The organism is Pedobacter sp. (assembly GCF_965249885.1).
In the GTDB taxonomy this organism is placed as follows: Bacteria; Bacteroidota; Bacteroidia; order Sphingobacteriales; family Sphingobacteriaceae; genus Pedobacter.
Genome location: NZ_OZ252254.1, coordinates 2793041 through 2812515 on the forward strand (window position 1 = coordinate 2793041; position 19475 = coordinate 2812515).

Genomic DNA, 19475 nt, shown 5'->3' on the forward strand with positions numbered 1-19475 from the left:
TCATGAGAAGAACTTTGTTATTGCTGTTTTTAGCTGTTCCGTTAGCATTGGTAGCTCAACTTCCAAAGTTGGAGCGAATAGAACCTTCGTTTTGGTGGGTAGGAATGAAAAATCCTAACCTGCAATTATTAGTGCATGGAAAAGATATCAGCAAAAATGAAGTAAGCATCAATTACGCAGGAGTAAAATTGATAAAAGTAAATCAGGTAGATAATCCTAATTATCTGTTCTTGGATCTATTGATTTCAGCTGATGCCGCAGCTGGAAAGTTCGATATCGTTTTTAAACAAAATGGAAAACAGCAAGCAAAATATACTTACGAATTAAAGACGCGAAATGCTAATCAGCAAAAATTTCAAGGCGTAACAAATAAAGATTTCATTTACCTCATTATGCCAGATAGGTTTGCCAACGGCGATACAAAAAATGATGTGGTGAAAGGAATGAATGAGACTGCCTTAAATCGCGATAGCTTGTTTTACAGGCACGGTGGAGATTTGAAAGGTATTGCAGCTCATCTGGATTATCTGCAAGAGTTAGGTGTAACTGCACTGTGGTTAAATCCAGTGTTAGAAAACAACCAGCCCAAAACTTCTTATCACGGTTACGCCAATACAGAAAATTATAAAGTTGATCCACGTTTTGGTACTAATGAAGATTACCGTCAACTCGTGGCAGATTGCCATCAGCGTGGGATGAAAATGATCAAAGATTTGGTGCACAACCATTTCGGAACGGAGCATTTCACCATTAAAGATATGCCAACTAAGGATTGGGTACACCAATGGCCAACCTACACCAAAACCACCTATCGTGAGCAAGTACATTTTGATCCCTATGTTTCAAAAAAAGACAAGGATTTAATGCTAAATGGATGGTTCGATAGGCACATGCCAGATTTGAATCAAAACAATGAGTTCGTGAAAAACTATCTCACGCAAAGCCATATTTGGTGGATAGAATATGCGGATTTGGATGGCTTTAGATTGGATACCTATGCTTATAACGATGCCAAGTTTATGGCGGAATGGGGTAAACGTATCATGGAGGAGTATCCAAAATTTACCTTTTTTGGCGAAACTTGGGTACATGGAGTTCCTAATCAAGCATTCTTTACCAAAGGAAATAAAATAAATCAGGGCATTGATACGGAGTTGCAAGGCGTAACGGATTTTCAGGCTTTATGGGGAATCAATGAAGCACTAAACGGTAAATTCGGTTGGACTGACGGTGTAGTACGTTTGTATAACACGCTCACTAACGATTACATGTATGAGGATCCTACTCGCAACGTCGTTTTTCTGGATAACCACGATATCAGCCGTTTTTACTCGGTAGTTGGCGAAGATTTCGATAAGTATAAGTCAGGAATTGCTTGGTTGCTCACTACCCGTGGCATACCTCAGTTTTATTACGGCACCGAAATTCTGATGAAAAATTACGCTAATCCAGATGGTTTGGTTCGCAATGATTTCCCAGGAGGTTGGGCTACCGATAAAGTGAACAAGTTCTCGTCCGCAGGTCGTACTGAAAAGGAAAACGAGGCTTTCAATTATGTGAAAAAGCTAGCCAACTATCGCAAAAACAACGAAGTGTTGCAAACTGGAAAAATGATGCAGTTTATCCCTGAAGATGGTATTTATGTGTATTTCAGGTACAACAATCAAAAAACTGTAATGATGGTGATGAACGGAAATGCAGAAGCCAAAACGCTAGGCACAGATAGGTTTAGTGAAATGATTTTGGGTAGAAAAGCCGCAAAAAACGTGGTGAGCGATGAGTTGTTAAGCGATATCAGTCAATTGAAAATACCTGCGAAAACCACATTGGTATTAGAGTTACAATAAGATAAAAAAGATTATAGATGAAAATTAAGGCTTGCCTTTTTGATTTAGATGGAGTTTTGGTAGATACGGCAATCTATCATTTTAAAGCGTGGAAGCAATTGGCCAACAGCTTAGGTTTTGATTTTACTGAAGAACAAAATGAGCAGCTAAAAGGCATTAGTAGGATGGAGAGTTTGGATAGGATTTTGAATTGGGGCAACCTACAAAAGTCGGACGAGGAAAAAGTTGCTTTGGCCACACAAAAAAATGAATGGTACGTAGCCATGATTGAGCAAATGACACCCACCGAAGTGCTCAATGGCACAGTAGATTTTCTCACTTCCATCAAAAATGCAGGTTACCGAATTGCACTGGGTTCTGCCAGTAAAAACTCAGCTATCATATTACAACGTACCAACTTAGCGCATTTTTTTGACGCTATTGTTGACGGTAATTTGGTTAATAAATCTAAGCCAGATCCCGAAGTATTTTTAAAAGGGGCTGAGCTTTTAGGCATGCAAGCGCAGGAGTGTTTGGTTTTTGAAGATGCCATTGCCGGTATCGAAGCGGCCAATAGGGCGGGAATGAGGAGCGTAGGAATTGGCTCACCAGAGGTTTTAACCGAAGCTACCATTGTAGTGAAAGATTTAAGTAGGCTCTCAGTTGCGCACTTGCACCAAATGGACGAATTATAAGACATTGTATCAGTTAAAGAAATGAAGAATTACATCAAAGCACACGAGTGGAACATTATTGAAGAGGGTTTTGATCCGCATTTGAATAAGATATCCGAAAGTATTTTCAGTTTAGGCAATGGACGCGTGGGGCAACGTGCCAATTTTGAAGAGTCCTATTCTGGTGAAACACTGCAAGGAAATTACGTTGCCGGGGTGTATTACCCTGATAAAACACGCGTAGGTTGGTGGAAAAACGGCTATCCTGAATATTTTGCAAAGGTGCTAAATGCCGCCAACTGGATAGGTATTTCCATTGAAATTGATGGTGTTGCATTGGATTTGGCTCAAGCGAAAGTGGAGGATTTTTCAAGGGTATTGCACATGAAAGAAGGCTACTTGGAAAGGAACTTTAAAGCTACTTTGTCCAATGGTTATCAAGTGCAGGTTAAAGCCATCCGTTTTTGCAGCATAGCTGATGATGAGGTTGGCGCCATTAAATATCAAATTAAAGCGTTAAACTTTGATGGTGAGCTTAACATTAAATCGTACATCGATGGTGATGTTAAAAATCAGGATAGCAATTACGATGAAAAATTTTGGGATTTTGTAGCTGATGATGAGGCTGATAATTCCTGTTTTTTAACACTGAGGACCAAGAAAAGCGCTTTTGAAGTTTGTACTGGAGCTCATATTTCGGTGCAAAAAAATGGACAAAAGCAAGAGTTGGCAATGCAAACTATCCGCCAGGAAAAATACATTGCGCAACAATTTACGGTTGCAGTAGCCAAAGGCGATGAAATAACGTTTTACAAAACAGCAGTCAACTTGTCGTCCCAAAATTATGAGCCTCAGCAATTGCTTCAAGCTGCAAAAACTGCTTTGAACAATGCAGTGGCAAAAGGTTTCGAGCAGCTATTTGCTGAACAGCAACAAGCTTGGGCAAAAAAATGGCAAGAAAGCGATATCATTATTGAAGGTGATGTGGCAGCACAGCAAGCCATTCGTTTCAACATCTATCAACTATTTCAAACCTACACTGGTGCTGATGACCGTTTGAATATTGGCCCTAAAGGTTTTACTGGGGAGAAATATGGCGGTTCAACTTATTGGGATACAGAAGCGTATTGTGTGCCTTTTTACTTGGCAACTGCACCACAGCAAGTAAGTAAAAACCTACTGATTTATCGTTACAAACAACTGGATAAAGCTATCGAAAATGCACAAAAGTTAGGCTTTACTAATGGTGCGGCCTTATATCCAATGGTCACCATTAACGGAGAAGAATGCCATAATGAATGGGAAATTACTTTCGAGGAAATCCACAGAAATGGTGCCATCGCTTATGCTATTTTCAATTACATCCGCTACACTGGTGATGCTAATTACCTAGCAGAATATGGCTTGGAAGTATTGTTCGGTATCGCTCGTTTTTGGAAACAGCGTGTAAATTGGAGTCAGGCCAAATCGCAATATGTGATGTTAGGGGTTACCGGACCTAACGAGTACGAAAACAACATCAACAACAATTGGTATACTAATTATTTAGCGGTTTGGTGCTTAAAATATGCACAAGAGGCAGCCGCTTGGGTTCAACAAAATGCACCTCAACGTTATCAGGAATTAAAGTCGAAACTTAATTTTTCTACCGATGAATTTGCGCAATGGCAGCACATTGTAGAGCATATGTATTATCCATATAGCGAGGAGTTTGGCGTGTATTTACAGCAGGATGGCTATTTGGATAAAGAGCAAATTTTGGTAAAAGATTTACCTGCGGCCGAACGTCCGTTGAATCAAAAATGGAGCTGGGACAGGATTTTACGCTCTTGCTTTATCAAACAGGCTGATGTGTTGCAAGGTTTCTACTTCTTTGAAGACGACTTCGATTTCGATACACATAAACGCAATTTCGATTTCTATGAACCACGTACAGTGCATGAAAGTTCTTTATCGCCTTGCGTACACAGTATTTTAGCTGCTAAACTGCACGATGAGGCCAGGGCTTACGAGTTTTATTTACGTACTTCTCGATTAGATTTGGACGATTATAATAACGATACTGAAGATGGACTGCACATTACTTCGATGGCTGGTACATGGATGAGCGTAGTGGAAGGTTTTGCTGGAATGAGGGTGCGCAACGATAAGTTGATTTTCAATCCTTTCTTGCCACAAAAGTGGAAATCGTTTTCGTTTACTGTAGGTTTCAGGGGTGCCAATATCAAGTTGAGTATCAGTAAAGAAGAAATCCATATTGTTAACTTAGCTCAAAAAGGTTTGTCGTTGCAAATCCACGATAAGGAGTACGAACTAGCTGCTGCGGAAGAATTGAAAATTTCCAATGCGGTATTAGCATAACATAAAATGATGAAGAAATTTAGCGCTAATTTCAGCTTTGCTACAGGTTTATTAGTTTTGATGATGATGTCGTGCAAGGAAAATCAACAAACAAATACAGTCGATAAGAAAGATAACATCATTATTTATCAGTTGTTACCTCGTTTGTTCGGTAATACCAATACAAGCAATAAACCTTTCGGTACCATTGCAGAAAATGGCTGTGGTAAATTTAACGATATCAACGATAAGGCGCTAGATGGCTTGAAAGAGCTAAATGTGGATTACGTTTGGTACACTGGTGTGATTGCCCATGCTAGCTTAACCGACTACAGTAAAAATGGCATACCTACCGGAGATGCCGACGTAGTGAAAGGTAGAGCTGGTTCGCCCTATGCCATCAGAGATTATTATGATGTGGATCCGGATTTGGCAGTGGACGTTAACAAGCGTATCGCTGAGTTTGAAGCTTTGGTACAGCGCACTCACAATAAAGGTTTAAAGGTTTTAATTGACTTTGTGCCTAACCACGTAGCTAGAAGTTATCAATCTTTCGCAAAGCCGAAAAATGTGATAGATTTTGGCGCTACTGATGATAAAACAGTCGCCTACAAAGCTACAAACGACTTTTATTATATTCCAGGCCAAGATTTTAAAGTACCTGCAAATTCAAAAAGCGATGGCCCCTTAGCTGCTTTACAGGATGGAAAATTCGCTGAAAATCCGGCTAAAGCTACTGGCAACAATGTATTTGCTGCGCAACCTTCGGTTAATGATTGGTACGAAACCGTAAAACTCAACTACGGAATTGAATTTAAGGACGGGAAAGAAGTTAAACATTTAACGCCTATGCCACCAGTTTGGCTTAAAATGAAAGATATTTTAGTGCACTGGGCAGAAAAGGGAGTAGATGGTTTTAGGTGTGATGTAGCGGAAATGGTTCCTGTAGAGTTTTGGAGCTGGGTAATTCCAGAAGTGAAAAAGGTAAACCCGAAATTGATTTTCATTGGCGAGGCTTATAATCCAACCGTATATCAACAATATGTAACCCAAGGTAAATTTGATTATTTGTACGATAAGGTAGGTTTGTATGATGGCTTAAAACGCTTTATCAAGGATGAGCCAGCTGCTAAAGTTTCGGATATTCAGCACGTTTGGCGAAAAGAAAGCGCTGGTTTTGATGAACACATGCTACGCTTTTTGGAGAACCACGATGAAGAACGTATTGCGTCGAAAGGTTTTGCAGGAGATGCAAAATTGGCTTTCCCTGCAATGGTGATATCAGCAACTTTGGGTAAAGGTCCGTTGATGTTATATTTTGGACAAGAAGTTGGTGAGCCGGGAGCAGGTAAAGAGGGCTTTGGTGGCGATGATAACCGAACCACTATTTTTGATTATTGGGGCGTACCAAGCCACCAACGTTGGGTGAATAGTGGTGCCTTTGATGGGGCAAAACTAACGCCAGCCGAAAAACAAACTCGAGATTTTTATAAGAAACTAACTTCTGTTAGAGCCGGTAGCGACGCAATCACCAACGGTGCCATGTTAGAGGTGCCTTTAACAGGCTTTGCAAAGGCCTATGCTTATGTGCGATACACCAAAAATCAACGTTTATTAGTGGTCGCTAATTTTGATCGCTCGAAAAGTTTAGCCGCTACCATTAATATTCCAACTAATGTTTTAGCGGGAAGTAAAATTTCAACTGCGAAAGATTTGCTGACCGATAAGGATGTTTCTTTCAGTAATTCTACGGTGAATTTGAAAGTCGAACCTTCATCGTCGCAAATCATTCAATTCTAACCAAATCAACCTACAACCAAATATGAACATTAAACAACAAATTAAACCAGTACTCAGTATTTCTCAAATCATCAACATGAGTGTTGGTTTTTTTGGGATACAGTTTGGCTGGGATTTGCAGCGTGCCAACATGGGGCGCATTTACGAAAATTTGGGCGCTAATGCCGACGATGTGCCATTACTGTTTTTAGCGGCGCCTTTGACTGGCTTAATTGTGCAGCCCATTATTGGTTATTTGAGTGATCGCACTTGGCACCCTACCTGGGGCCGTCGCCGCCCATACTTTTTCATCGGTGCGCTGATTAGTTCTGTTGCGCTAATTTTAATGCCGCACAGCAGTGCCTTATGGATGGCTGCCAGTTTGTTATGGATTTTAGATGTCTTTGGTAACGTTTCTATGGAGCCGTTCAGGGCATTTGTAGCTGACAAATTGCCTGAAAGTCAAATCAACCGCGGTTTTGTAATGCAGAGTATGATGATTGGTTTGGGCGGAAGTATTGCATCGGCTTTGCCTTGGATTTTTAACAATTGGTTTAAAGTTAGCAATGTGGCCGCTTTTGGTGGAATCCCACAAAACGTGAAATATTCCTTTTACTTGGGTGCTTTTTTCTTTTTTTCGGCGGTGCTTTATACCGTTTTAACAAGTAAGGAATATCCACCAACTGATGATGAACTAGCCGAAAACAATAAAAGTGCAGGTTTCTTCGCTGGAATTTATGAGATGGTGTCTGCAGTTAAAAACATGCCCAAGCAAATGAAAGTCATTTCTTTAGTGCAGTTTTTTACCTGGCCGGGCTTGTTTTTAATGTGGTTTTATTACACTACGGCAGTAGCTGTAAATGTTTTCGGTGGTAAAGATGCTAGCGATCCTGTATATGCTGCCGGTGCCGATTTTGGTAGTTTAACCCTAGCTTTTTATAGCGTGGTTACTTTTTTGTTTGCACTCATCTTACCAAAAATAGCTGATACTTTAGGTCGGAAAACAACACATTCCCTTTGCTTGCTTTGTGGTGCCCTTGGCCTAATCAGCGTAGCTTGGGTACATGATAAAAACATGCTTTATCTGTGTATGACGGGCATTGGTATTGCTTGGGCGAGTATACTTTCTATGCCTTATGCTATGTTAAGTGGCCATCTTCCAAAAGCTAAAATTGGGATTTACATGGGTATTTTCAACTTCTTCATCGTATTGCCCGAAATTATCGCATCCCTTGGTTTTGGCTGGTTAATGCGTAATGTACTAAATAATGACAGATTACTTGCGGTGCAGTTGGGCGGTGGTTTAATGATATTGGCGGCAATCATTTGCTATGTGTTAATTAAAGATGAACGCAAAACGAACGAAACATTGGCTGCCCAACTCGCCGTAGAAGAACATAAAAGTGTTTAAAATATTTACTTCACCATCAGCTGATGGAAATTAATTTGAAATGAAAAGATTGTTTTTAGCCCTTGCCCTTGGCGCTTGTTTTACGTTATCCTGCAAAAAAAACGTTGGAGAACAACCTACACAGCCTACGCCAGTTAATCCCGTAACGCCAAATTCTACAGAGCTTCCTGCCGGAGCTAAAGATGGGGTTGTTTTTACTAATAATGGAACTTCCGCTATTTTCACCTTGTACGCACCGGGCAAAAATACCGTGAGCTTAATGGGCGATTTCAATAGCTGGTCGGCAACGGCTTCCAAAATGACTAAAACACCCGATGGAAATTATTTTTGGATCAAGCTAGATAACCTTAATCCTGACACGGAATATGCTTATCAATTTTTGGTAGATGATAACTTAAGGGTTGCAGATCCCTATTGCGAAAAAATATTAGATCCAGTGAATGATCAGTACATCGCAGCGGCAACTTATCCTAATTTAAAAGCTTATCCAACGGGGAAAACCACTGGAATTGTGAGTGTAGTGCAAGGTAACCAGCCCAGCTACACGTGGAGAAATACAGCTTTTGCCCGTCCTGCTAAAAATGATTTGGTAATTTATGAGTTGCTGATTAGGGATTTTACCGCGGAGCATACCTACAATTCTACCCTACAAAAACTCGATTATTTGGTAGGCTTGGGAATTAATGCCATTGAATTGATGCCGGTAAATGAATTTGAAGGGAATTTAAGTTGGGGCTACAATCCATCATTTTATTTTGCTCCAGATAAATACTACGGTCCTAAAAACGATTTGAAGAAGTTTATTGATGAGTGCCACGGAAGAGGTATCGCTGTAATTTTGGATATGGTGTTGAATCATTCTTTTAGTCAATCACCAATGGTACAACTGTATTTTGATGGAAATAAACCAACTACAAGCAACCCTTGGTTTAATGTAGACGCCAAACATCCGTATAATGTTGGCTTTGATTTTAATCACGAAAGTGGAGCGACTAGAAAATTCTCTAAAGATGTGATGAAGTTTTGGATGCAAGAGTATAAGCTGGACGGTTTTAGGTTCGATTTAGCGAAGGGATTTACGCAAAGATCAAGTAATGATGATGCTAGTTTTTCTGCTTTTGATGCTGGAAGGGTTGCCATTTGGGACGATTATGTAGCGACAATGAAAAGCGTTGATCCTAATTTCTATATCATTTTAGAACTTTTCGCCAATGATAGTGAAGAGGTAGTTTACGCCAATAAGGGGTTGATGATGTGGAACAACTTAAACCATTCAATGAATGAAGCCACAATGGGCTGGCTAGGTTCTTCTGATTTTTCGAGAGGAATGTTTGGAACCCACGGGTTTTCATCTGCGGAAGGCTTGATCAGCTACGGCGAAAGTCACGACGAGGAGCGTTTAATGTACAAAAATATTACCTACGGAAATCTGAACACCAATTACGTCATTAAAGGTAATGTTGCTACATCATTAAAAAGAAATGAAATGGCGGCAGCATTTTTGTTTGCCATGCCTGGCCCTAAAATGCTATGGCAATTTGGTGAAGTAGGCTATGATGTAAATATTGATTTCAACGGTCGTACCGGTGATAAGCCAATTAGATGGGAATACTATACTGATCCAAATAGACGAGCACTTTACAATGCATTTGCTAAGTTCATTAAAATGAAACAAAAGAACAGCATTTTTAAAAGCACTAGTTTCACTTACAATTTTTCCGGCGCTATTAAGTCAATTAAACTTACTGATGCGAACAATACGGTTGTTGTGGTGGGTAATTTCGATATCGTTCCGCAAAGTGCCACTGTTGATTTTGGTAGCACAGGTACGTGGTACGATGCCATAGGTAATAACATTTCCTTAAATACAACTACGTACAGCCAATCTTTAGCTCCTGGAGAGTATCATATTTTCAGCAAACAGGCATTGGCGCAATAAATCGGTTATCGGTAATAATTATAATCAAAAATAGGTGGGAGTTTTTCCACCTATTTCTTTTTCAGGTAGTTCCTGCTTATTATTGCTTTAAATTAACTCAGCACTATTGAAATTTAGTTTATTTTTGCGCATGATTTCTACCAAGAACATTTTTTTAGTGCTGTTATTGCTATTTGCTTGTGCTCATCTTTCAGCACAAGAACTGTCGCAGCAAATTGTTGCAGGTCGTGAAAACTCACCTGCCCAAATGCAAAAACCTTACATCATCTATATTTCTGCCGATGGTTTCAGGCATGATTATGCAGAGAAATATCAAGCGAAAAACTTATTAGCGCTAAAGGCAAAAGGAGTACAAGCAGTATCAATGAAGCCGTCTTATCCATCGGTTACTTTTTCTAATCATTACACGTTGGCTACTGGAATGTATCCTTCGCACCACGGCATTGTTAACAATTCGTTTTACGATCCCAATAGAAAGCAGATTTATTTAAAGAAAGATGCAAGCGCCATTAAGGATAGTACTTGGTACGGCGGACTACCCATTTGGGCGTTAGCCGAACAGCAAAAGATGTTAACGGCTGCTTTTTACTGGTTAGGCTCGGAAACTGCCGTACAAGGTATCAGGCCAACTTACTGGTATAATTTCAACAATAAAATTTCGATGGATGCTAGATTGGAAGCCGTTAAAAATTGGTTGCTGCTTCCGGCGGAAAAGCGCCCTCACTTAATTGCGTTTTATTTCCCTGAAGTTGATGTCGCTGGGCACGATTTCGGTTCAAACGCCAAAGAAACTGGAGAGGCTGTGAAATTGGTTGATGATTGCGTTGGTAAGATGGTTGAATTAACTAAAAGCGCAGGTCTGGACGTAAACTTTGTTTTTGTATCGGATCATGGGATGACTGAATCGGATAATAAAAATACAATGCCACTGCCAAGTTTAATAGATACGGCAAAGTTTGTAGTGCCTAATGGAGACGCTTTGCTGCAAATTTATGCTAAAGATCAACGGGACATTAAGCCACTTTATTCCAAACTTAAGGCAGCGGCAGTAGATTATGATGCTTATTTAACCACCAAGATGCCAAAACGATGGCACTACCGTGCGAAAGACAATAAAGATGGTAGAATAGGGGACATTATTTTGATTCCCCGTTTACCTAAAATTTTTAACCTTACCGGTCGGCCAACCAACATTGGGAAGCATGGCTTTGATAATGCAATGCCAGATATGCAAGCCGTGTTTTACGCTTGGGGCCCTGCGTTCAAAGAAGGACTTACCATCAATTCGTTTGAAAATGTACATGTTTATCCACTATTGGCTAAAATTTTGGGATTACAATATTCGCATCAAATTGATGGCAAGTTGAAGGTTTTGGCGCCTGTGTTGAAATAATTGCTTTCGATTTCGGTTAGCGTAACATTTTAGTTTGAGTTAGGAGAAACCAACGTCAATGCTGATATTTATATGCAACAACTAAACATATAAAAATGAAGAAAACCTTTACAATTACCTGTTTAGCGCTGATGTTATTCGGTGCCGTTTATGCTCAGCGTCCACAAGCACAGGGCGGCCAGCAACGAGCAAGTGCCACGCCACCAGGTAATGCTGCCCCAAAAGAGGAAGCTCCGATAAAAGTTAATAACAACATCGCCTCCCGTAACATCGTTCCAGAAAGTGCTGTAGTAACCAATCATACCGTAAACATCAATGGTAAAGCAGTGCCATATAAAGCTACGGCCGGCACTTTGCCAGTTTGGGATGAGGACGGAAAACCGATTGCAGGCTTGTTTTATACCTATTACGAACGTACGGATGTCGGCAATAAAGACACTCGCCCGTTGGTAATTTCTTTTAACGGAGGCCCAGGTTCTGCTTCAGTGTGGATGCACATTGCCTATACTGGCCCAGTAGTACTTAATATCGATGATGAAGGATATCCAGTGCAGCCTTACGGTTATAAGGACAATAGCACGTCAATTTTGGATATAGCGGATATTGTTTACATCGATCCAGTTAACACAGGATACTCTAGAGCTGTAAGTAAAGATGTACCAACCAATAAATTTTTCGGAGTAAGGGCGGATATAAAGTACCTCGCCGAGTGGATCAATACCTTTGTTACCCGCACTAACCGATGGGCATCACCTAAATATCTCATTGGCGAAAGCTACGGCACCACCCGTGTATCTGGTTTGGCATTAGAACTACAGAGTAACCACTGGATGTATCTTAACGGCGTAATCTTGGTATCGCCTACCGAGCTAGGTATCGAACGTGGAAGCGCAATGGGCGCCGCCTTAAGATTACCTTATTTTGCAGCAACCGCTTGGTATCATAAAATGTTACCGGCCGATTTACAGTCGAAGAAATTAACGGATATGCTGCCCGAGGTGGAAAATTTTACCATTAATGAATTAATTCCAGCAATGGCTAAAGGAGGATTTTTACCTGCTGAAGATAAAAAGAGAATTGCCGCTAAAATCGCTCGCTTCTCCGGATTGCCGGAAAAAGTAATTATACAAAATAACCTTGATATTTCAACCAATTTGTTTTGGAAGGAGCTATTGCGAGACAAAGGATTCACCGTTGGTCGATTAGATTCGAGGTATAAAGGTATTGATAGGTCTGATGGTGGCGAACGTCCTGATTATAACGCTGAACTAACCTCTTGGTTACATTCATTCACGCCTGCCATCAACATGTATTTACGCAACGAGCTTAACTATAAAACCGATTTGAAATATAACATGTTTGGCCCTGTAAATCCTTGGGACAGAACTGGCGACAATACAGGTGAGAACTTAAGGGCAGCAATGGCGCAAAATCCTTATTTACATGTCCTAGTGCAGTCGGGATATTACGACGGCGCCTGCGATTACTTTAACGCCAAATATAACATGTGGCAAATGGATCCAAGCGGCAAACTAAAAAGCCGCATGAGTTGGGAGGGTTACGAAAGCGGGCACATGATGTATCTCCGCAAGGTAGATTTAGAGGCTGGCAACAATCACATCCGCGATTTCATCAAAAAATCCACAACAAAAAACGGCCAGTCAGCTAAATTTTAAAATATTTTGAAGCGCAAGGGCAGGGCTACTATGCAAAGGTAGTCCCGCTTTGCGTTTCTCCCGATGAAAAATCGGGATCCACTTCAATCTCGGCTATTAATCAAAGTCCTACTCTTAATGGCAATCGCTATTTACAAAGAAACTACGGCAGTTAAAGTTTGAAAGTATATCATAATTTCCTAACTTAATGTAAAAGCAAATCGCAGATGAAAGTTGTCGCTACTTTTTTAAGTCTTATTCTTTCTATCTACTTGGTAGTTAAGGGTATCGAGTTTATAAAGCGAGGTTCAAATGAGTTCATTTTTTTCGGTATCTGTTGTCTTGTTTTAGCGGTCGGTTTATCTTACCTTTCGGTGAGTTCGCTGCTTCGTAAAAAAGGCTTTAATTTTATTGTCTTTTGTTTCCAGATAAATGCTTAATTTTACAGCCCCACTATGGAACAATTGAAAACATCTTTTGATTTTGAAAAGCCTTTGGCAGATTTGTATCAACAAATTGAAAAGGTAAAGCAAATAGCTGATAAAACTAAGGTAGATATGTCGGCTACGCTTGCAGAGCTTGAAGAGAAAGCAGATGAGACGAGTAAAAGCTTGTATGCTAACCTAACAGGATGGCAAAAAGTTCAAATGTCGCGTCACGCTGAGCGTCCACAAACTTTAGATTACATTAACCTTATTTGCGAAGACTTTATTGAGCTTCACGGTGATAGAACGGTGAAAGACGATAAAGCTATTATCGGCGGTTTTGCAACTATCGATGGACAAACCGTTATGGTAATTGGTCATCAAAAAGGGAAAAATACCAAAGAGCGTCAATTCCGCAATTTTGGTATGGCTAATCCTGAAGGTTACAGAAAAGCATTGCGTTTGATGCGTTTAGCAGAAAAATTCAATAAGCCAGTAATTTCTTTTATCGATACCATGGGCGCTTACCCAGGTTTAGAGGCCGAAGAACGTGGACAAGGTGAAGCTATTGCTCGTAACTTATTGGAAATGTCGGTATTAAAAGTGCCAATTCTTTGCTTTATCGTTGGCGAAGGAGCTTCAGGTGGCGCTTTAGGTATCGGTATCGGTGATAAGGTTTACATGCTGGAGCATACATGGTATTCGGTAATTTCTCCGGAGTCTTGCTCTTCTATTTTATGGAGAAGCTGGGATTTCAAAGAAAAAGCTGCGGAATGCTTGAAACTTACTTCGGAAGATATGTTCAAGAACCAGCTGATCGACGGAGTAGTGAAAGAGCCACTAGGTGGAGCACATCAAAATGCTGTAGAAATGGCCACTACTTTGAAGGCTCAAATTTTAGAAGATTTAAAAGTCCTTAAGAAAGTAGACGCTGACAAGCTGATTGCAAAAAGAATTGACAAATTCTGTGCAATGGGCGTGGTAAATGAAGGATAGAGTTTTTCAACTAGCAAAAAATTGAATAATGAAAGCACGACCATAAAGTCGTGCTTTTTTTATGTTTTTTTGGCATTGCTAACCATTACCTTAGCCGATAGCTCGAAAAGCAATTTTTATAGCCTGAGTTCGATTGATATTTATTTGATTTACGATAAAATACAATATTTTATAGCTAACTGACCCTGACCCCGAACATTCGGGACGGGGTGACGGCAAATCGGCGTTTCGTCATACTGTCCCGAATGTTCGGGATCAGTATCAGTTTTGAATCTAATTATCAAAGAATTAACAATCGAACTGGGGTTATCAGCAAAGCTGTTGAGCTCAAGAAACTCTGGTTATGTTAATTTTGCGATCAAATCTGGCCATAGCGAAAGCTTGAAGGCAAAAAAATAAACAACCATGGAAAAGTAAGAGCCCTACGGGGGCGAGCAAAAAATAAATATGATGCAAATTTTCAAGAATTGTAATACTGCCTAACCAGAACTCAAATTAGATATTGAAACAAAAAAAAAGCCGCTTGACTAATCAAATCAAGCGGCTTTTTTAACGAATCAAAATACTTATTGCATATTCATGAAATCAGGAGGCAGCTCCCCAAAGTATCTCTCAAAACCACCATAATTATAAAGTGATTTAAGCTGGTTTTCCAAGTCTTTAGCCAATTTAGCTTGCCCATGTTGCGCCGCAACCTTCGCCATAGGCATTAACCCGTAAAACAGTCCAATTTGAATAGAGCGTTGACCAATCAACTGTTTTTTACTGTTGCTTACGTCGCCTAAATAGGTAACCTCTTTACCCACATAATCGGCGTATTTTTTAATCAGCTGATTTGCTTTTTCGGTTTCCCCTAAAATGTAAAGGTTTTGAGCCATTGTAGCTACTCCCATTACAGCCCTAATATTGTAAATTTTGGTAGGCATCACTTCATCATATTTTCTCATCACTTTCTTAGCATCTTCCAGTCTTCCAGCTTTAATTAAGCCAGTAGTTAAGCTGTTAAAAATGTTATTGAAGATAGAGATGTCATCTGCAGATTGACTATCCAAATAACTAGCATTTTTAATGTTGCCCCATTTGAACTTGTTCATTACATGTTCGTACATAGGTTCCAAATTAATTGGTTGTTCTTCCGAGTCATCCCTTTTCGAAGGATCAAGAGGAAGTAATCTCAATGCCAAGCCTTCGCTGTACAAATATTTATCTAAACCATTGAATTGCTCTGAAGGTACTGTGCTTGCAAAATAAATTGGACGTTTCCAGTTATTGTGTGCTAATATGTCAAACATGGCAAGCGTGCCTTTTGTTACGTAGCCCTTGTTGAATGTCCAGTTCAAGCTAGGTACAATTTGGTTGCGCATGCTGTCGGGCAAAGTTTTGGTGCTGATGATGTCCTGCGGGTTAACCGTTAACTTAAAGTTCTTACTAGGAATGAAATTGGTTTTAGTACCATCATTCAACGGAAGTTTATCATTATCATCATCAGATAATAACAAGTCTACAATCTGTTTAATTTCGATAGGTTCTGCTATGGCCATATCCTTATAGTACATCACATCTCTAACGCCCGAAACATATTGCTTTTCAGTCATTGAAATAGGTAATGGCTCTGATTCATGCACCTTACGTTTCATACCGTTGATGTACCAATCGGTATCAAATAAGCTCAAGTTAACCAGCCTAATGTCAGGTCTAATTCCTTCCACTTCTTGAGCGTACCATAGTGGATACGTGTCATTATCTCCGTAAGTAAACAGGATTGCGTTAGGTGCACATGATTCCATGTAGCTAATGGCAATATCTCTTGATAAGGTTTTGGTAGACCTATCGTGATCATTCCAACCTTCTTTTGCCATTAACACAGGTGCAATTAGTAGGCCAATGGCTACTGCGGCAATAGCGCCCATTTTTGGATCAATTTTTTTGAAAACCCATTCTCTTAGCGCAATTACGCCCAAACCTATCCAAATGGCAAAGGCATAAAAGGAGCCTACGTAAGCATAATCCCTTTCCCTTGGTTCCATTGGTTTTTGGTTGAGATATAACACAATTGCCAAGCCTGTAAAGAAGAAAAGCAAGCCAATAATTCCAGCATCTTTTGGATGGCGACCGAAATGCCAAACCGCACCAATTAAACCTAAAATCAATGGTAAAAAGAAGAAGCGGTTGTAAGAATTACTTTCTTTGATAGAAGGAGGGAGGTTGGTTTGATCTCCGTAGAGCATGGCATCAATTGGTTTTACGCCACTAATCCATTGCCCTTCATATAAACTGCCCTGTCCTTGTTCCTCGTTTTGCCTGCCAGCAAAATTCCATAAGAAATAGCGCATGTACATGAAACCAACTTGGTGGCGCATGAAGAAACCAACATTATCGAAAAAGCTTGGGAAATGATCGTCGCTAAAGCCCATCATATCCTTGTAATAATCAATATGTCTTTCGTCATCACTGTACATTCTCGGAAAAAGTACCTCGTGTTGTAACCTGCGAATACTATCAGGGAAATTTTCATTCTCGCCGTAAGTAGTTTTTCTTTTCACACCCGATACTTCATATTTCGTATCGCCTTTGCGGTAAGTTTTGCCTGTTTCCACATAAATTGGCGCCGAACCATCTTCCTTGTATTTAGGAATCGAGTTATAATTAGGACCCACTAACAACGGTCTTTCGCCGTATTGCTCACGATTTAAGTAGCCTAGAAAAGAGAAAGCATTATCAGGATCACTGTTATTTAAATTAGGTTTCGCTTGCGCTCTAATTAAAATCATCGCAAATGAACCATAACCGAAAATAATTAACGTTGTGGATAACAAAGCAAGGTTTAAGATTTTCTTTTGGTGTTTGATTGAATATTTAATTCCCCAAACTAAGCCGCCAATGAGTAGGATGGCGAAAAATAAAACGCCTGTGCCGAAGCCTAACCCTAAAGTGTTTACAAAAAACAAATCGAAGTAAGCACCGAATGAAACCAAGTACTGAATGATACCGTACTGAACAAATGCTAGAATCAAAATGCCAACCCCCAAAGTTTTAAAAATACCTGAGGTAGTTGGTTTTTCTGTCTTTTTGAAATAATAAACAAAGGCAATAGCTGGTATTGTTAAAAGGTTTAACAAGTGAATACCAATAGATAATCCCATGATGTAGGCAATAAACAACAGCCATCTATCTGCTTTGGGCTCATCAGCCACTGCTTCCCATTTCAAGATACCCCAAAATACAATGGCGGTAAATAAAGAAGACAGAGCGTAAACCTCTGCTTCTACAGCCGAAAACCAGAAGCTATCGGAATAAGTGTAAGCTAAAGCACCAACAGCGCCAGCTCCCATAATAGTAATCAAGGTTGCTTTGCTAATTTCTTCGCCTTTTTTAACCAGCACTTTTTTAGCTAAAGCTGTGATGGTCCAAAATAAAAACAATATCGTTGCGCCACTAGCTACCGCTGATCCAAAGTTCATGAAGTAGGCAATTTTAGTTTTATCGCCCATAGCAAGTAGGGAGAAGAAACGCTCAATCATCAAAAATAGAGGAGCACCTGGCTGGTGTACTACCTGCATCTTATAAGCTGATGCGATAAACTCGCCGCAGTCCCAAAAACTTGCAGTGGGCTCTAGCGTAAGTACGTAAGTGGTTGTTGCAATTAAGAAGCAAATCCAGCCAATAATATTGTTCGTTTTTGTATAGTTCATATAATAATGATATGAGATTTTAAACCTGCGTTTGGTGCATTAAAATGCTGCCGAAAATAAAAAAATAGATTGATATAGGTGTTAAGCGTTAACCTTATTTAACAAAAAATAACTAAATATGCCTGATAATCAATGAGGCTGAAATTTTTTTTATTTTTTTTGATGGATATGTTTGCAGGTTTCAAAAAACTGCGTACATTTGCATTCCATTTCGGAACGTAGGTTTTGAAATTGATTGTCCGATAGTATAAAGGTAGTACGACGGTTTTTGGTACCGTTTGTCTTGGTTCGAATCCAGGTCGGACAACAGAATCACTTCGGGTTGTGTATAAAACCGCAACCCGTTTTTTATTAACAAGCATTGATATCCGCAAATCATGCCATTGCAATTTAACCCTGTTAAAATTTTTGCCGGAAGTGGAACGAAAGATCTAGCCAGCAAAATAGCCCAAGAATACGGTAAACCTCTCGGTGATGTAACCCTAAGTAAATTTAGCGATGGCGAATTCCAGCCTTCATTCGATGAATCGGTAAGAGGATCAGATGTATTTTTAGTACAGTCTACTTACCAACCAAGCGATAATTTAATGGAACTTTTGTTAATGGTAGATGCAGCTCGTAGAGCCTCTGCGCATTACATTACTGCGGTTGTTCCGTATTATGGTTTGGCTCGTCAGGATAGAAAGGATAAACCACGTGTGGCCATTGGAGCGAAGTTGGTAGCCAACTTGTTAAAAGCAGCAGGTATTCACCGCATCATGACAATGGATTTACACGCAGCGCAAATTCAAGGTTTTTTTGATATTCCGGTAGACCACTTAGATGCTTCGGTGATATTTGTGCCTTACATCAAAAGCTTAGGCCTTGAAAATTTAACCATTGCTTCTCCAGATATGGGTGGCTCATATAGAGCTAGAACCTTTGCAAAGTTCTTCAACGCTGAAGTGGTAATTTGCGACAAACGTCGTAAGCGTGCTAACGAGATTGAGTCAATGTCCATCATTGGTGATGTTACCGGACAGGATATTGTATTGATTGATGATATTTGCGACACTGCCGGAACCTTGGCTAAAGCTGCAGCATTGATTATGGAAAACGGTGCTAAGAGTGTAAGGGCGGTATGTACGCACCCAGTTTTATCGGGTAAAGCTTATGAAACTGTTGAAAACTCTGCTTTAGAGGAATTGATTGTAACAGATACTATTCCGTTGAAGCAGCAAAGCTCGAAAATTAGACAACTGAGCACAGCAAAATTATTTGCTAAGGCTATTGCTAGTGTAAACGAGTACGGCTCAATTAGTGAGCTATTTAAAGTGTAATTAAAGGTAGGAAGTGTAGAGACTTA

The 19475-nt window shown here is 39.9% G+C and carries 11 protein-coding genes; 10 read left to right on the forward strand and 1 reads right to left on the reverse strand.

Annotated features, from left to right (window positions below):
• Positions 1-2: 2 nt before the first annotated feature.
• The 9 genes from ACY2A0_RS11885 (at position 3) to ACY2A0_RS11925 (ending at position 14438) form a co-directional block, all read left to right on the forward strand.
• Entirely contained in the window at positions 3-1847 is a 1845-nt protein-coding gene (locus ACY2A0_RS11885; protein ID WP_461789751.1) for a glycoside hydrolase family 13 protein, read from the forward strand.
• Positions 1848-1864: 17 nt separating this feature from the next.
• The gene (gene pgmB / locus ACY2A0_RS11890; RefSeq protein ID WP_461789752.1) at positions 1865-2521 is read left to right on the forward strand and encodes a beta-phosphoglucomutase; all 657 of its coding nucleotides are present in this window, start codon (positions 1865-1867) and stop codon (positions 2519-2521) included.
• 21 nt (positions 2522-2542) lie between these two features.
• Positions 2543-4861, forward strand: a complete 2319-nt coding sequence (locus tag ACY2A0_RS11895; protein WP_461789753.1) for a glycoside hydrolase family 65 protein — start codon at positions 2543-2545, stop codon at positions 4859-4861.
• 6 nt (positions 4862-4867) lie between these two features.
• Positions 4868-6640 carry an alpha-amylase family glycosyl hydrolase gene (locus ACY2A0_RS11900; protein ID WP_461789754.1) on the forward strand — a complete coding sequence of 591 codons (1773 nt, stop codon included), beginning with the start codon at positions 4868-4870 and terminating at the stop codon, positions 6638-6640.
• A 22-nt stretch (positions 6641-6662) separates the two neighbouring features.
• Positions 6663-8030, forward strand: a complete 1368-nt coding sequence (locus tag ACY2A0_RS11905) for an MFS transporter (protein ID WP_461789755.1) — start codon at positions 6663-6665, stop codon at positions 8028-8030.
• A 40-nt stretch (positions 8031-8070) separates the two neighbouring features.
• A complete protein-coding gene (locus ACY2A0_RS11910; protein WP_461789756.1) occupies positions 8071-9969 on the forward strand; it encodes an alpha-amylase family glycosyl hydrolase in 1899 nt (632 codons plus the stop codon).
• Positions 9970-10075: 106 nt separating this feature from the next.
• Positions 10076-11362, forward strand: coding sequence for an alkaline phosphatase family protein (locus ACY2A0_RS11915; RefSeq protein WP_461791526.1), 1287 nt, complete (start codon positions 10076-10078; stop codon positions 11360-11362).
• A 95-nt stretch (positions 11363-11457) separates the two neighbouring features.
• Positions 11458-13038, forward strand: coding sequence for a S10 family peptidase (locus ACY2A0_RS11920; RefSeq protein ID WP_461789758.1), 1581 nt, complete (start codon positions 11458-11460; stop codon positions 13036-13038).
• Positions 13039-13472: 434 nt separating this feature from the next.
• Entirely contained in the window at positions 13473-14438 is a 966-nt protein-coding gene (locus tag ACY2A0_RS11925) for an acetyl-CoA carboxylase carboxyltransferase subunit alpha (protein ID WP_461789759.1), read from the forward strand.
• 566 nt (positions 14439-15004) lie between these two features.
• Here ACY2A0_RS11925 and ACY2A0_RS11930 read toward each other — a convergent pair.
• Entirely contained in the window at positions 15005-18130 is a 3126-nt protein-coding gene (locus tag ACY2A0_RS11930; RefSeq protein ID WP_461789760.1) for a glycosyltransferase family 117 protein, read from the reverse strand.
• A gap of 377 nt (positions 18131-18507) precedes the next feature.
• On the opposite strand from ACY2A0_RS11930, the gene ACY2A0_RS11935 reads away from it, so the two are divergent.
• Complete coding sequence (locus ACY2A0_RS11935; RefSeq protein ID WP_461789761.1) at positions 18508-19449, forward strand: ribose-phosphate pyrophosphokinase; 942 nt, start codon at positions 18508-18510, stop codon at positions 19447-19449.
• Positions 19450-19475 lie beyond the last annotated feature (26 nt).

Coding starts and splice junctions, on each gene's coding strand:
- ACY2A0_RS11885 (WP_461789751.1), top strand. CDS start 3: ATGAGAAGAACTTTGTTATTGCTGTTTTTAGCTGTTCCGTTAGCATTG.
- pgmB (WP_461789752.1), top strand. CDS start 1,865: ATGAAAATTAAGGCTTGCCTTTTTGATTTAGATGGAGTTTTGGTAGAT.
- ACY2A0_RS11895 (WP_461789753.1), top strand. CDS start 2,543: ATGAAGAATTACATCAAAGCACACGAGTGGAACATTATTGAAGAGGGT.
- ACY2A0_RS11900 (WP_461789754.1), top strand. CDS start 4,868: ATGATGAAGAAATTTAGCGCTAATTTCAGCTTTGCTACAGGTTTATTA.
- ACY2A0_RS11905 (WP_461789755.1), top strand. CDS start 6,663: ATGAACATTAAACAACAAATTAAACCAGTACTCAGTATTTCTCAAATC.
- ACY2A0_RS11910 (WP_461789756.1), top strand. CDS start 8,071: ATGAAAAGATTGTTTTTAGCCCTTGCCCTTGGCGCTTGTTTTACGTTA.
- ACY2A0_RS11920 (WP_461789758.1), top strand. CDS start 11,458: ATGAAGAAAACCTTTACAATTACCTGTTTAGCGCTGATGTTATTCGGT.
- ACY2A0_RS11925 (WP_461789759.1), top strand. CDS start 13,473: ATGGAACAATTGAAAACATCTTTTGATTTTGAAAAGCCTTTGGCAGAT.
- ACY2A0_RS11930 (WP_461789760.1), bottom strand. CDS start 18,130: ATGAACTATACAAAAACGAACAATATTATTGGCTGGATTTGCTTCTTA.
- ACY2A0_RS11935 (WP_461789761.1), top strand. CDS start 18,508: ATGCCATTGCAATTTAACCCTGTTAAAATTTTTGCCGGAAGTGGAACG.